The sequence below is a fragment of the Amycolatopsis nigrescens CSC17Ta-90 genome (assembly GCF_000384315.1).
Lineage (GTDB): Bacteria > Actinomycetota > Actinomycetes > Mycobacteriales > Pseudonocardiaceae > Amycolatopsis > Amycolatopsis nigrescens.
Genome location: NZ_ARVW01000001.1, coordinates 2,293,471 through 2,307,801, shown reverse-complemented (window position 1 = coordinate 2,307,801; position 14,331 = coordinate 2,293,471). Strand labels below are relative to the sequence as shown.

13 protein-coding genes are annotated in these 14,331 nt (G+C 71.9%); 8 read left to right on the top strand and 5 right to left on the bottom strand.

Annotation, left to right across the window (positions count from 1 at the left end; genetic code table 11):
- The 3 genes from AMYNI_RS0110590 to AMYNI_RS0110580 are packed head-to-tail and all read left to right on the top strand — an operon-like array spanning nt 1 to nt 3,390.
- Entirely contained in the window at nt 1-1,119 is a 1,119-nt protein-coding gene (locus AMYNI_RS0110590) for a DUF4350 domain-containing protein (protein WP_051116299.1), read from the top strand.
- A complete protein-coding gene (locus AMYNI_RS0110585) occupies nt 1,116-2,096 on the top strand; it encodes an AAA family ATPase (RefSeq protein WP_020667979.1) in 981 nt (326 codons plus the stop codon). The genes AMYNI_RS0110590 and AMYNI_RS0110585 overlap by 4 nt, the downstream gene beginning before the upstream one ends.
- 13 nt (nt 2,097-2,109) lie before the next feature.
- Entirely contained in the window at nt 2,110-3,390 is a 1,281-nt protein-coding gene (locus AMYNI_RS0110580) for a DUF58 domain-containing protein (protein WP_020667978.1), read from the top strand.
- Here the strand turns inward: AMYNI_RS0110580 and AMYNI_RS0110575 are convergent.
- The 4 genes from AMYNI_RS0110575 to AMYNI_RS0110565 all read right to left on the bottom strand — a co-directional run bounded on the left by AMYNI_RS0110575 (nt 3,365) and on the right by AMYNI_RS0110565 (nt 6,079).
- On the bottom strand, nt 3,365-4,186 hold the full coding sequence (locus AMYNI_RS0110575; protein ID WP_020667977.1) for a helix-turn-helix domain-containing protein: 822 nt from the start codon (nt 4,184-4,186) through the stop codon (nt 3,365-3,367). The genes AMYNI_RS0110580 and AMYNI_RS0110575 overlap by 26 nt on opposite strands.
- 47 nt (nt 4,187-4,233) lie before the next feature.
- Nucleotides 4,234-4,794: a DUF6879 family protein gene (locus AMYNI_RS0110570; RefSeq protein WP_020667976.1), complete on the bottom strand. Its 561-nt coding sequence runs from the start codon at nt 4,792-4,794 to the stop codon at nt 4,234-4,236.
- Nucleotides 4,781-4,975 carry a hypothetical protein gene (locus tag AMYNI_RS48110; protein WP_084628350.1) on the bottom strand — a complete coding sequence of 65 codons (195 nt, stop codon included), beginning with the start codon at nt 4,973-4,975 and terminating at the stop codon, nt 4,781-4,783. The genes AMYNI_RS0110570 and AMYNI_RS48110 overlap by 14 nt, the downstream gene beginning before the upstream one ends.
- A gap of 96 nt (nt 4,976-5,071) precedes the next feature.
- On the bottom strand, nt 5,072-6,079 hold the full coding sequence (locus AMYNI_RS0110565; protein WP_020667975.1) for a stage II sporulation protein M: 1,008 nt from the start codon (nt 6,077-6,079) through the stop codon (nt 5,072-5,074).
- Nucleotides 6,080-6,117: 38 nt separating this feature from the next.
- Between AMYNI_RS0110565 and AMYNI_RS0110560 the strand changes: the two genes are divergently transcribed.
- Entirely contained in the window at nt 6,118-6,948 is an 831-nt protein-coding gene (locus AMYNI_RS0110560; protein ID WP_040406777.1) for an RDD family protein, read from the top strand.
- On the opposite strand, the gene AMYNI_RS0110555 is transcribed toward AMYNI_RS0110560, so the two are convergent.
- Nucleotides 6,941-8,095: a neutral zinc metallopeptidase gene (locus AMYNI_RS0110555; protein WP_020667973.1), complete on the bottom strand. Its 1,155-nt coding sequence runs from the start codon at nt 8,093-8,095 to the stop codon at nt 6,941-6,943. The two genes, AMYNI_RS0110560 and AMYNI_RS0110555, sit on opposite strands and share 8 nt — an antisense overlap.
- Before the next feature lie 245 nt (nt 8,096-8,340).
- Between AMYNI_RS0110555 and AMYNI_RS0110550 the strand changes: the two genes are divergently transcribed.
- The 4 genes from AMYNI_RS0110550 (at nt 8,341) to AMYNI_RS0110535 (ending at nt 14,311) form a co-directional block, all read left to right on the top strand.
- Nucleotides 8,341-9,963: a DUF2207 domain-containing protein gene (locus tag AMYNI_RS0110550; RefSeq protein ID WP_245573911.1), complete on the top strand. Its 1,623-nt coding sequence runs from the start codon at nt 8,341-8,343 to the stop codon at nt 9,961-9,963.
- Between the two features lie 39 nt (nt 9,964-10,002).
- Nucleotides 10,003-11,451, top strand: a complete 1,449-nt coding sequence (locus tag AMYNI_RS44335) for a DUF2207 family protein (protein WP_020667971.1) — start codon at nt 10,003-10,005, stop codon at nt 11,449-11,451.
- Nucleotides 11,452-11,645: 194 nt separating this feature from the next.
- Complete coding sequence (locus AMYNI_RS0110540) at nt 11,646-12,929, top strand: M16 family metallopeptidase (RefSeq protein WP_020667970.1); 1,284 nt, start codon at nt 11,646-11,648, stop codon at nt 12,927-12,929.
- Nucleotides 12,929-14,311, top strand: coding sequence for a M16 family metallopeptidase (locus AMYNI_RS0110535; protein ID WP_020667969.1), 1,383 nt, complete (start codon nt 12,929-12,931; stop codon nt 14,309-14,311). The genes AMYNI_RS0110540 and AMYNI_RS0110535 overlap by 1 nt, the downstream gene beginning before the upstream one ends.
- Nucleotides 14,312-14,331 lie beyond the last annotated feature (20 nt).

The window sequence follows — 14,331 nt, the reverse complement described above, 5'->3', positions numbered from 1 at the left end:
GTGAGCACTGGGAGTGTTTCCGTCTCGCCGGACGCCCGCCGGATCTGGCGTGCCGCCAGGGTGCCGGTCGCGATCGTGCTGCTGCTGGTGGCCACCGCGGTGGCCACGGTGCTGCTCAGCGGCGAACGGGCCAGCGGCGACCTCGAACCCACCTCCTACGAACCCAACGGCGCGCACGCGCTGGCTACCCTGCTCGCCGAACAGGGCGTGCGGGTGCAGACCGTGCGCACCATGGCCGAAGCCGAGAAAGCCACCGGTGAGCGGGTCACCCTGCTGGTCACCGCGCCGGACCTGGTCGAGCCGGGGCGGCTGGCCGGGCTGCGGAACCGGGCCGGGAGCGCGGTGCTGGTCGAGCCTTCCCAACGGGTGCTGGACGGGCTGCTGCCCGGACTGCGCGCGACCAGCCCGGTGCCGGTGCAGGCCAGGCCGCCCGGCTGCGCCGACCCGGTGGCGGCCGCGGCCGGGGACGCGGTGCTCGGCGGCATGCGCTACCAGGCGCCGGTGACCTGCTACGACGGCACGCTGGCCAAGCTGGGCACGGACGTCACGGTGCTCGGGTCCGGCGCGCCGCTGACCAACGAGCAGCTCGCCGCTCAGGGCACCGCCGCGCTGGCGATGCGGCTGCTCGGTGCGCAGGCCGACCTCGTCTGGTACCTGCCGTCGCCGTCGGATCCGGAGTTGAGCAGGGCGCAGCGGCCGTTGACCGAGCTGCTGCCGCGGGGCTGGATCTTCGGCGCGATCCAGCTGCTGGTCGCGGTGCTGGTGCTGGCGTTGTGGCGGGCGCGGAGGCTGGGGCCGGTCGTCGCCGAACCGCTGCCGGTGGTGGTGCGGGCCGCCGAGACGACCGAAGGCAGGGCACGGCTCTATCGTCGGTCCGGGGCCGTCGACCATGCCGCCCAGGTGCTGCGCCAGGCCACCATCGACCGGCTGCTGCCGTCGCTCGGCCTCGGGGCCGGCGCCGAACCGGCGGCCGTGGTGGACGCGGTGGCCGCACGCACCGGACATGGCCACGCGGCGACCGGGGAGCTGCTGTACGGCCCGGCGCCCGCCGACCAGGCGGCGTTGGTCCGGTTGGCCGACGCACTGGACGAACTCGAGAACGAAGTGGGGAGATCTTGACCAGTACCCAGCGAACCCCGGTCAGCGCGACGCAGGCGCGGGACGCGCTGATCGCGTTGCGCGGCGAGGTCGGCAAGGCCGTGGTCGGCAACGACGCCGCGGTCACCGGGCTGATCATCGCGCTGCTCTGCCGCGGGCACGTGCTCGTCGAAGGTGTGCCGGGAGTGGCGAAGACGCTGCTGGTGCGGGCGCTGGCGACGGCGCTGGAGCTGGACACCGCGCGCGTGCAGTTCACCCCGGACCTGATGCCCGGCGACGTTACCGGCTCGATCGTCTACGACGCGCACAGCGGCGAGTTCTCCTTCCGCGAGGGGCCGGTGTTCACCAACCTGCTGCTCGCGGACGAGATCAACCGGACCCCGCCGAAAACGCAGTCCTCCCTGCTGGAGGCGATGGAGGAACGCCAGGTGTCGCTGGACGGCCGGTCGCGGCCGCTGCCGGACCCGTTCATCGTGATCGCCACCCAGAACCCGGTGGAGTACGAGGGCACCTACCCGTTGCCGGAGGCGCAGCTGGACCGGTTCCTGCTCAAGCTGACCGTGCCGGCGCCTTCACGGGAGGACGAGATCGGCATCCTGGTCCGGCACGCGCAGGGTTTCGACCCGCGTGACCTGGTCGCGGCCGGGGTGCGCCCGGCCGCCGGGCCGGAACATCTCGCGGCCGGCCGGGCCGCGGTCGCCGGGGTCACCGTCGGGCCCGAGGTGATCGGCTACGTGGTGGACATCTGCCGGGCCACCCGCTCGCTGCCTTCGGTTCGGCTCGGGGTCTCCCCGCGCGGCGCCACCGCGCTGCTGGCCGCGACCAGGGCGTGGGCGTGGCTCGCTGGGCGGGACTACGCGACTCCGGACGACGTCAAGGCGCTGGCCAGGCCGGCCCTGCGGCACCGGCTGGACCTCCGGCCGGAAGCCGAGCTCGAAGGCGCCACCACCGACGGGGTGCTGGAGCGGGTGCTGGCGACCGTGCCGGTGCCGCGTTGAGGGAGTACTGACCATGGCACTCACCGGGCGGGCCGCGCTGCTCGCGCTGCTGGGCGTGGTGCTGGTCGGGCTGGTGCTGCCGTCCTGGACCGGCGTGCTGGTGATGGCCGTGGTGCTGCTGCTCGGGGTGCTGGCCGACCTGCTGCTCGCGGGCGCGGTGCGGCCGCTGTCCTTCGAGCGGTCCAGTGCCGCGTCGGCCAGGCTCGGCGAGCCGATCGAGGTGACGCTGAGGGTGCGCAACCCCGGGCGGCGGCGGGTGCACGGCCTGCTCCGGGACGCCTGGCCGCCGAGCGCCGGCGCGGAGTCGGACCGGCACCGGATCACCGTCCCGGCCGGCGAGTCGCGCCGGGTGGTCACCACGCTGCGCCCGTCCCGGCGCGGCGACCGGCACGCGCACCGGGTGACCGTGCGTGCGCTCGGGCCGCTCGGACTGGCCGCGCGGCAGGGCTCGCACGAGGTGCCGTGGGCGGTGCGGGTGCTGCCCCCGTTCCACAGCCGCAAGCACCTGCCGTCCCGGCTGGCCAGGCTGCGGGAACTGGACGGGCGCCAGGCCGCGCTGACCCGCGGGCAGGGCACCGAGTTCGACTCGCTGCGCGAATACGTGATCGGCGACGATGTGCGGTCCATCGATTGGCGGGCGAGCGCGCGGGCCGCGGACGTAATGGTGCGCACCTGGCGGCCGGAACGGGACCGGCACCTGGTGCTGGTGCTGGACACCGGCCGGACTTCGGCCGGGCGGGTAGGAAATTCGCCGCGGCTGGATGCGGCGATGGAGGCCGCGCTGCTGCTGGCCGTAGTGGCTTCGCGCGCGGGAGACCGGGTCGATCTGATCGCCTACGACCGGCAGGTGCGCGCGAGCGTGACCGGCGAGGCGTCCGCGTTCGTGCACGCGATGGCGCCGCTGGAACCGAGCCTGGTGGAGACCGACGCGCGCGGCATGGTCGCCGAGGTGCTGCGGCGAACCCGTCGCCGGTCGCTGGTGGTGCTGCTGACCGGGCTGGACGCGGCGCCGGTGCAGGAGGGACTGCTGCCCGTGCTGCCGACGCTCACCGCGCGGCACCGGCTGCTGCTCGCCGCGGTGGCCGACCCGCGGGTAGCGGAAATGGCGGGTGGCCGCGGGGACGCGGAAGCCGTCTACGACGCGGCCGCGGCCGAACGCACCCTCGCCGAACGCCGGCACGTCACCGCCCTGCTCGGCCGGTCCGGCGTGGAGGTGGTGGACGCGCTCCCGGACGACCTGCCGCCCGCACTGGTGGATCGCTACCTGGCTATGAAGGCCGCCGGCCGGTTGTAGCCTGCCGCCGGAAGTCGTCCGCGATGCTGCGCAGCAGCGCGCGAGCTTCGTCGCCTTCGACCGCGTGAGACCAGAAGTACTCGAAGAGTTCGAGATGCTCCTCGACTTGGGTGGGGTCCCGCATATTGATCGCCCCGGCGTGTGTCTCCATTTCCACCGTGCGGTTGTCGTAGACGATGAAGGTGTTCAGTGCCGGTTTGGGCATCCGGGTGCCAGCCGGGATGATCGCGAATCTAATCTGCGGCAGCTTGCTCGTGGAGATCAAGTACTCGACCTGCTCGGCCATGTCCCCGTGGCCGACCACGGGAAAGCGCACCGCCGCCTCAGTGCAGAGCAGGAGGAATCTGGTGCCCTGGCGCAGCAGTTCGTGCTGGCTCAGTTTGGCTTCGATCAACTCTTCCCGGCGCGCTGTCGAGTACTTGCTGAGGGGGTTATAGATATTGCCGCGCGCGTACGCCCGAGTTTGCAGGAAGCCTGGGAGCATTGCCGGGAATACACAGCACACCTGGTCGGACTGGGCCACCATGGCGGCGAGGCTTCGTTGGTAGCTGCGAGGCCCGAGCTGTCGGGCTCGTCTCCGGCTGACGAAGTCGATATTCGCCGCACGGGCCAGTTTGAGCAGCTCCGCCGCGCGATCTGGAGGTACCTCCAGTGCACGCAGAATTCGTTGCACGTCAGTAACTGTGGGCAGGATCTTGCCGGTCTCGATCCGGGAGATCTTGCCCTGGCTCATGTGCGCCTTGGCCGCCAAGCGCTCGCCGGAAAGCTCGGCCGCCTTGCGCAGGGCGCGCAGCACCTCGGCCAGGTCCTCGCGGCCCTGGCCGAGGTCGGCGGGGTCGGGAATCAGGTGGGCATCGACCTTTCGTACTCCAGGAATGGCACCGAGTTTTCTGTTGCGTAGTCGCGATATCGCTGGTATTGCGCGATGTCGGCTTCGGGGAGCAGTTCCCGGCCGACCACACTGCCGTCCTCGTCCGAGTAGTGCAGCTTGATCACGGTCTCGTCGTCCAGCAGCACGAAATCGTAGTCCGGCAGATCTCCGGCCGAGGTCGTCGAAGTGTCCAGGATGCCCAGATTCTCGCCCTGCTCGGCACTGACATGGAAGAACCCGAACGTGTGGCGCAGGTAGTCGGAGATGGGTTGATGCACAACCTGTACCCGCCCGGTTATGCGGCCGCCGGTCCTCTTGTTCCTCATCCGGACCAGGCGGGGATCGTTCGGGTCGACGTGCCGGACCCCGGTCTTCAGGAACTCCCGGAAGGACTCCTGTTCATGGGGAATTCCGTAAACCTGGAGTGTTTGGAACCGGAAGGACGAGCGCTTGAAGTTGCTCATCCGGTCCATGTAGTCCGGTGACGAGATCCAGTTGCCGCCGATCTCGTGGGATCCGTCAACTTGCAGCACGGGCCGCCTCCAGCAGTAGTTCCTTCGGTATCTCCACCATGGCCTCACCAGGTGATACCTGCATTCCGTCGAACAGATCGCCTTGCACCGCGACCGTGCCACGATCCGTGGCGAACACGGTCGCGCACCGATCTTCGTCGTCGCACGTCCCGGCGAGGCGGGTGAGTTTTCGTTGGTTCACGACTCCTCCTGTTGTCTCCCTCTGTAGCAAGGTATCGGCGGAGGGTGACAATCTGGAGGCTTAGTCGGGTCCGTGCATGATGGTCACCTGAACGGATCAGCCGGCTTCGGGGCGGAGGTCGCCGGAGAGGCGGTCGTCCAGGTCGCCGGTCTCGCCCCGGAGGGCGGCTCGGCGGCCGAGCACGAACACATACGCGAGGAAGGCGGCCTCGGCCAGCACGCCGATACCGATCCGGGCCCAGGTGGGCAGGCCGGACGGGGTCACGAACGCCTCGATCACCCCGGACACCAGCAGCACGCAGGCAAGGCCCAGCGCGAGCGCGACCACCGACCGGCCCTCCTGCGCCAGCGCGGTGGCGCGGGAACGGCGGCCGGGGCTGATCACCGTCCAGCCAAGCCGGAGCCCGGCGCCCGCGGCGACGAACACCGCGGTCAGTTCCAGCAGGCCGTGCGGCACCAGCAGGCCGAAGAACAGCTCGCCGCGGCCGGCCGAGGTCATCAGGCCGATGCCGACCGCCAGGTTGAGCGCGTTCTGCCAGAGCGCCCACACCACCGGCAGGCAGCACAGCACGCCGAGGAACAGGCAGGTCGCCGCGACCCAGGCGTTGTTGGTCCACACCTGCGCGGCGAACGAACCCGCCGGGTTGCTCGAGTAGTACGCCTCGTAGCCGCCGCCGGGTTCGGTCATCGCGCGGATCTGCTCCGGCGCGGCGATGCTCGCCTGCACCGAGGGGTCCCCGGCGATCCACGCCGACAGCAGCCCGCTCACCAGCAGCGTGACCACCGCCGACGGCACCCACCAGCGCCAAGTCCGGTACACCGCCGCCGGGAAGCGGCGGGAGAAGAACAACCCGGCCTCGCGCCAGGCCGGGCTGTGCGTGCCGGTGACCGCGGATCGCGCGCCGGCCACCAGCGCGGACAGCCTGGCCAGCAGCGCAGGATCGGGTGCAGACGACCGGGCGATCGACAGGTGGGTCGCGGCGCGCTGGTACAGGGTGACCAGCTCGTCGGCTTCGGCGCCGCGCAGCGACCGGCTTCGCGCGGTCAGTTCGCCGAGCCGATCCCATTCCGCGCGATGACCCGCCACGAACACGTCCAAGTCCACCCCCCAACCCTATGCCGGCCGCCGCTACTCTTGGCGTGGTGCAGCGAGAAACCGAGCTGGTCACCGGGGACGCCGTCGTGCTCGACCTCCGGGTCGCCGCGCTGGCCAGCCGCGGGGTCGCCTTAGCGCTCGACGTGCTGGTGCAGCTGGCCGTGTTCGGCCTGTTCTTCCTGGCGCTGCTGTTCGGCGTGTCCGACGAGGCGCTGTTCCTGGCGCTGACGCTGACCCTGTTCGTGCTGGTCCGGGTCGGCTACCCGGTGCTGTTCGAGGCGCTCAGCGGCGGCCGCACGCTCGGCAAGATGGCGCTCGGCCTGCGGGTGGTGCGCGACGACGGCGGCCCGATCCGGTTCCGGCACGCCCTTTCCCGCGGGCTGGCCGGGGTGATCGTGGACTTCGGCCCGGTACTGGCGTGGAGCGCGGTGGGGGTGGTCGTGTCGCTGGCTTCGGGCAGGTCGAAGCGGGTCGGCGATCATCTGGCCGGCACGGTGGTGATCCGCGACCGGGTGCCGGCCGAGGACGCGGCGCCGATCATGATGCCGCCGGAGCTGGCCGGCTGGGCCGCCCAGCTGGACCTTTCCGGACTGCCCGAGGACCTGGCGATGGCGGGCAGGCAGTACCTCGGCCGCCTCGGCCAGCTCCGCCCGGAGGCCAGGGACGCGCTCGGGCACCAGCTCGCGCAGGACGTCGCCGCGCGGATCGGGGTGCCGGTGCCGCCGGGGGCGCCGGGCTGGCTCTACCTGACCACCGTGCTCGCCGAACGCCGCAACCGCGAGCAGGCCAGGCTCAGCGGCTACCAGCAGCCGGTGTACCCGCAGCCGGAGCCCGAGCGCCGGGACGAACCGGTCAACCCGTTCACCCCGCCTAGCTGACTTCCCCGCTGCCGGCCGCGAAGGTGTTGCACTGCGCGGTCCGGTTGCTCTTCGCGCCGCTGCGCCACCAGGACGCGTAGTGCGCGTTGGTGCCGTGGTCACGGCCGCCGGAGGTGTTGTCGCCCCTGGTCTCCTGGTCGTTCCACGCGGTGTCGAACACGCCCTGGCTCACGCTGCCGCCCTGGTTGGCGGTGGAGCCGAGGTAGATCCCGGAGAAGCACTGCGCCTGGAGTTCCTTGCGCCGCGCCATTTCCAGCCCGGACGCGCTGTTCTGGCCGTAGTCGTAGATCTTCGCCCACGCCGCGTCCATCAGCCCGGTCAGCTCCTGCACGTGATGGCCGTACTCGTGCGCGAACAACGCCAGGTAGACGCCGGGCTTGTTGCCGTACATGTTGGTCTGCAAGCCCTTGAACGGCACGTAGAGGTTGTCCTGGCAGTAGTACGCGGCGGTTGCGACGCCGATCTGGAAGGTGCCGCAGTCGGTGTCCATCGAGCCGCCGGTGGGGAAGTGCAGGGTCGGCGCGTGGAACGGCAGGTTCATGCTGTTCAGCAGCGTGCCCCAGGCCTTGTTGAGGCAGCCGGCGGCCGCGGTGAAGAACGCCTCCGACGCCGACGGGTCGCTCGGCCAGCCGGGCAGGTTGCACGGCGCGTTCTGCAGCCCCGCGTTGGCACTGGTCAGCAGCGGGTGGTCTTCGAGCGCGTCGACCGGCTGCGGGCCGCGTGACGTGGAGGACGAGCTGCTCGACGAACTGGAACTGGAGCTGCTGGACCTGGACGAGGAGCTGCTCGACGAGGCGCGGGAGGAGCTCGGCGAGGAGCTGGTGGTGGCGGTGGGGGCGGAGCCGTAGCCCGCGTCCGCGACCCGGTTGCGGTCCGAACCGCTGACCCCGACGATCAGCACGATGCCGAGCACCAGCACCAGCACGCCGCCGAGGCAGATCGCCACGATCGGGCCGGTGTTGGGCTTCTTCGGCGGGTAGCCCATCGGGTACTGGTAGCCCCACTGGCCGTTCGGCTGCGGCGGCGGCAGCGGACCGCCGGGCAGTGGTTGGTTACCGGGTTGGTTACCGGGCTGATTACCGCCGTACTGCCCGTGCGGCACCTGCAGCGGCGGCTGGCCGGGCTGGGGAGTGACCGGCCGCGCCATCGGCGGTGGCTGCGGCGGCAGCTGCCCCGGCACCGGGCGCGCACCCGGCGGTGGCCCCTGGGGCGGCTGCCATGGCCGCTGCGGAGGCTGCGTCATCCGTCGGGATCTCCCTCAAACATTCGTGCGTGCTGGCCAAGTGTGAATACCACATTGGCCGCACATGCGGGTGAATCCGCACGATCGCGCTTGCAGCATAGGCGCGAGGGCTATGGTCTGTGTCCGTGTTCATGAAGATGGGGGCCGTCATGGCTGTCACGGCCGCCCTCATGGCCGCTCCCGCCTCCGCCCAGCAGGCCACGACCGCGCCGGCCGTGGACGTCACCCTGAAACTGCTGCGTGACGGCGATCTCGCGGTCACCGAGACGGTGCGGGCGCCGGCCGGGCAGGAGCTGGTCCGGCGGGTTCCGCTGCGGGTGCCGGCGGACGGTGCACGTGACCGCCGTTACACCGTCGCCGACCCGGTGGTGCAGGGCGAGGGTACCGCCGAAGTCACCGGCGACCAGTTCGTGCTGAAGCTGCGCGGCGAGGCCACCGTGAGCTACCGGGTGACCGGCGCGGTCGCGGATCTTCAAGACCAGCAACAGGTTCGCTGGCAGCTGGCGAGCGGCTGGGAGACCGGGCTCGGCCGGATCGGCGCCTCCTTCGTTGCTCCCGTGCAGCGCGTTTCGGCGATCGACTGCTTCGCCGGGCCGCTCGGCTCGGACCGGCGGTGCACCCTCGCGGCGACCGCGCACAGCGGGGTCATCCAGGTCGATCAGGACGGCCTGGCGGCCGGGGAGCGGGTGGACCTCGCGGTCGGCCTGCCCGCCGGCACGGTGCCGCCGAACGCCAGGTTCGAGGCGGTGGCCGCGGCGGGCGCGTTCGCGTTCGGTACCGCGGACGCGATCGGACTCGGTGTGCTGCTGGCATTGTTGCTCGCCGGGCTCGGCTTCCTGTGGTGGCTGCGCCGCCGCGACGCCGGCGCGCGGACGGCCGGGGCCGGGCAGGCGGGCGCCGACGCGATGCTGCTGCGCGACGGCGACCGGGTCTTCTTCGCCTCCCCGGACGGGGTGCTGCCAGGCCAGGTCGGCACCGTGATCGACGAGACGGTGGACACCGTGGACATCAGCGCCACCGTGGTCGATCTCGCGGTGCGCAACTACCTGTGGATCGCCGAGCTCACCGCCGCGGACGGCGGTACCGACTGGCAGCTGTCCCGGCGCAACGCCCCGGACGAGCGGCTGCACGAGTTCGAGCGCGCGGTCGTCGACGCGCTGCTGCCCGGCGGCGGTCAGACCGTGCTGCTGTCCCAGCTGGGCAAGGTCGACCTGGCGCCGGTGCGTGCCGCGATGTACGCGGATGTGGTGCGGCAGCGCTGGTTCTCCCGGCATCCCGGCACCGCGCGCAACCCGCTCACCCTGGCCGGTGCGGTGCTGGCCGGGGCCGGCGTGCTGGTCACCGTGGTGCTCGCGCTCTCCGTCGGGCACGCGCTGCTCGGCGTCGGACTGGTGGTGGCCGGGCTGGTGCTCGCCGCGGCCTCTCGGCTGCTGCCCACCCGCACCGCGCGTGGCCGGTTGCTGGCGGGCCAGGTCCGCGGGCTGCTCGGTTATCTTGGCACCGTGCGGGCGGACGACGTGCCGCCCGCCGATCGGGAGCTGGTGTTCTCCCGCTCGCTGCCGTATGCGGTGGTGCTCGGCGTGACCGAGCGCTGGCTGGCCGAGTTCGCCCGGCTGGATCCGGCCGCGGACGGTTCGGCCGGGCTGTACTGGTTCGGCGGCCTGGAAGGCGACTGCGACCTGACCCGCTTCGCCACCCACTTCCCGTCCTTCCTCACCGCCCTGAACGCTGCCCTCACCACCCCTTCTTCCCCGTCCCCCGTCCCCGCCTAAATGGCAAAAAGCCGGCTTTTTGCCCTTCTGGTCGTCGGGGTGGTGCTGGGGATCGCGCCGGCGGGGGCGCAGGACGGGCCGCCGCTGCCGACCCTGCCGCAGAGCGCGGAGATCGAGCTGAAGGTGCAGCGGGACGGGGCGCTCTCGGTGACCGAGGCGATCTCGGTGCCCGCGGACGCGCACCTGACCAGGCGGGTGCCGTTGCGCGTGCCGGCGGGGAACGACCGCGACCGGGTGCTGGCCGTGCGTGACGTGGCGATCGAAGGCCGGGGCGACAGCGACGCCGAAGTCACCGAAGACGAGTTCACCGTGCGGCTGGGCGGTGGCACCTCGGTGGTCCGCTACACGGTCGACGGCGCGGTCGGGGCGGCCGGTGACTCGCTGGAAGTGTCCTGGCCGCTGGCTGGCGGCTGGGACGGTCCGCTGAAACTGCTCCGCGCCTCTTTCGCCGCCCCGAAAATCCCGAAGTCGGTGCGCTGCTCGCTGGACGGGACCTGGCCGTGCCTGGCGGCGCAGATCGACCATGCCGGGCTGACCAGGTTCAGCCAGCAGAACCTGGCGCCCGGCACGCGGATGGACGCCACGGTCGTGCTGCCGCCGGGCACGGTGCCGGCGAACGCGCACGTGGTGCCCGCCGCCACGCTGGCCGGGGCCTTCGTGCTGACCACGCCGGTGGCCTTGGCCTGGGCCGGGTTCGCCGTGGTGTGCGCCGCCGTGCTCGGCATGGTGCTGCGGGCACGCCGCCGCGTCCGGACGCCGCCGGGGCCGGTGGAGCTGGGCGCTGGGGACGGCCGGTTCTCTTCGCCGGACGGGGTGCTGCCGGGGCAGGTGGGCACCTTGCTGCACGGGGAGCTGGGCCCGGCCGAGCTGCCTGCCACGGTGCTCGACCTGGCCGTGCGCAACTACCTGTGGGTGCGCGACGAACCGGACTGGCTGCTGGAGCGGCGCAACGAGCCGGACGAGCAGCTCACCGGTTACGAACGGCTGGTCTTCGACGCCCTGTTCGCGGACTCGACCTCGGTGCCGTTGTCACGCGCCGAGGTGGCACTCGGCCCGATGCGTGACGAGCTGTACGCCGAGCTGGTGCGCCGCCGCTGGTTCACCCGGCCGCCGGGCACGCGGACCGGCCGGCTGTTCCGCGCCGGAGTCCGGATCGGCTGTTACGGCGTGTTCCTCACCGTGCTGCTCGCGCTGACCGCCGGTTACGCGCAGGCCGGTCTCGCGCTCGCCGCGTCGGGTGCGGTGCTGGCGCTCGGCGGGCTGCTGCTGCCGGTCAGAACCCCGCGGGGTGACGCGCTCGCCGACCTGCTCGGCCGGCTGCGGCTGGACGTGGATTCCGACCGCGCACTGCCTTATGCGGTGGCTCTCGGCGAGACGCCCGAGCTGCCTTCGCGGGAGCGGTACTGGATCGCCGGGGCGGACGCCGGCGCCTTCGTGGACGCACTGGTCGGCGCGTTCGCGGGCAGCGGACAGGGCCGTCGCCAGTAGTTACGCGTTCCCCGTGTCTGTTCGAGCGCGCGATCGCGAACGGGTAGACGGGTCGCGAGTTGGCTGGTCGGGGCCCTGTTTGTAGCCGGGCGACCCGCCTCCCCGTTAGCGAGGCCTTCGGCCGGGGCGCGCCGAGTGGGCAAGCCGGGTAGTCCGCTCTCCCGCCCGCGCTGTTCACCCGTAGGGTGGGCTGCATGGCGGTCCCGGAGTTACACCGATACACCCTCGACAACGGCCTGCGCGTGGTGCTCGCGCCCGACGCGACCGCTCCGGTGGTCGGCGTCTCCGTGCACTACGACGTGGGCTTCCGGTCCGAGCCCGAAGGGCGCACCGGCTTCGCGCATCTCTTCGAGCACCTGATGTTCCAGGGCAGCGAGAGCCTGGAGAAGCTGGCGCACTTCCGGTACGTGCAGTCCAGCGGCGGCACCTTCAACGGGTCGACGCATCCGGACTACACGGACTACTACGAGGTGCTGCCGGCCGCCGCGCTGGAGCGGGCGCTGTTCCTCGAGGCGGACCGGATGCGGGCGCCCAAGCTGACCGCCGAGAACCTGGCCAACCAGATCGACGTGGTCAAGGAAGAGATCCGGCTGAACGTGCTGAACCGGCCATACGGCGGGTTCCCGTGGATCCTGCTGCCGCCGGTGCTCTACTCGACCTTCCCCAACGCGCACAACGGGTACGGCGACTTCACCGACCTGGAGCAGGCGTCGCTGGACGACTGCGCGGCCTTCTTCGACACCTTCTACGCGCCGGCCAACGCGGTGCTCACGGTGGCCGGTGACTTCACCCTCGACCGGGCCCGCGAGCTGATCGAAAAGCACTTCGGCGACGTGCCGGTCCGGCCGGCGCCGCCTCGCCGCACCTTCGGCGAGCCGCCGCCAGCCGGCGAGCTGCGCGGCGCGCACACCGACCCGCACGCGCCGCTGCCCGCGGTGGCCGTGGGCTACCGGCTGCCGGACCCGATCAACGAGCTGGACGGCTACCTGGCGAACCTGGTGCTGGCCGGGGTGCTCTCCGACGGCGACGGTTCCCGGCTGCAGCAGCGGCTGGTGCACCGGGAGCCGCTGGTCACCGACATCGGCGCGTCGGCGGGGCTGTTCGGCCCGTTCGAGGCCCGCGACCCGGACACCTTCTCGATCACCGCCGTGCACGCCCCGGACGTCAGCGTGGAGCGGGTGCTCGGCGCGCTGGACGAGGAGCTGGACAAGGTGGCTTCGACCCCGCCGGACGAGCAGGAGCTGCGCAAGGTCACCGCGCGCTGGAGCGCGAGCCTGCACTCCGAGCACGACAGGTTGATCTCCAGGACGCTCGCGCTCGGCTCGTTCGAGCTGCTCTACGGCGATCCGGCACTGATCTACGGCCTTGCCGACCGGATGGCCGCGCTCACCCCGGAGGACGTCGCCGCCGCGGCGAAGGCGCTCCGACCGGATTCGCGCGCGGTACTGGTGGTTTCGCCCGAACAGGGAGGTAAGTAGTGAGTTCGGCAACGCACCGCAGCGCGGAGCAGATCGGCCGTACCGAACAGGGGCCGCGCGCGGTGCCGCCACTCGGCGAGCAGCGTTCCGCCGCCGATCTGTCGCATGTGGACACCGTGCTGGCGAACGGGCTGCGGGTGCTGGCCGTGCGCAAGGCGAACGTGCCGCTGGCCGAGCTGCGGCTGTGGGTCCCGTTCGCCGGGACCTCCGCGCTGCACTCGGCCACCGCCGAGGTGCTGGCGGAGACGCTGCTCAGCGGCACTTCGCGGCGCGACCGGATCGAGATCGACACCGAGCTGGCGCTGATCGGCGGCGACCTCGGCACGGTGGTGGACCCGGAACGGCTGGCGGTGCACGGCAGCTCGCTGTCCAGCGGCCTGCCCACCCTGCTGGACGTGCTCGCCGACTCGCTCACGTCGGCGTCCTATTTGGACACCGAGGTGGCCAGGGAGGCCGAGCGGCTGGTGGAGCGGCTGGCCGTGGCCAGGACCCAGCCGCGCACGATCGCGCGGGAGGCGTTGCAGCGCCACCGCTACGGCGACCACCCGGTGACCCACGAGGTGCCGCAGGCGGACGACGTGGCCGAGGTGACCCCGGAACACGTGCGGCAGCTGCATGCCGCGTCCCTGCTGCCGCGCGGCTCGGTGCTCGTGGTGGTCGGCGATGTGGATCCCGACGGCGTGGTCGCCGACGTGGAGAAGGCGTTGCAGGGCTGGGTTTCCGATCGTTCGGCCACCGCGCTGCCGGAGCTGCCGGTGCTCACCGGCGGGGACCTGCTGCTGGTGCCGAGGGCCGGTGGCGTGCAGTCGCAGATCCGGCTGTCCGCGCAGACCGTGCCGCGCACCGACCCGCGCTACGCCGCGGTGCAGCTGGCGAACCTGGCCTACGGCGGGTACTTCTCGTCCCGGCTGGTGGAGAACATCCGCGAGGACAAGGGTTACACCTACAGCGCGCACTCCGGGTTCGAGTTCACCGGGCAGACCGCCGTGGTGAACGTGGACGCGGACACCGCGAACGACGTGAGCGCGGCCGCGGTACTGGAGACCCGGTACGAACTGGGCAGGCTCGGCCTGGTCCCGCCGACCGGCGAAGAGCTGGAGTCGGTGCGGCAGTACGCGATCGGCTCGCTGGTCACCTCGACCTCGTCGCTGGCCGGGCTGTCCGGTCAGCTGACCGCGCTGAGCTCGTCCGGGCTGGGCATCGAGTGGCTGGCCGAGCATCCGGCAAGGCTGGCCGCGGTGACCGCCGAGGAGGTCGCGGCGGCGGCGCTGGAGTTCTTCGCACCGAAGAACTTCACCGGGGTGGTCGTTGGCGACGCGGAGAAACTCGGGCCGCAGCTGACCGCGCTCGGCGGGGTGAGCGTCGGGGAACCCGGAGCATGAGCAGTCCGGTGTCCACCCGC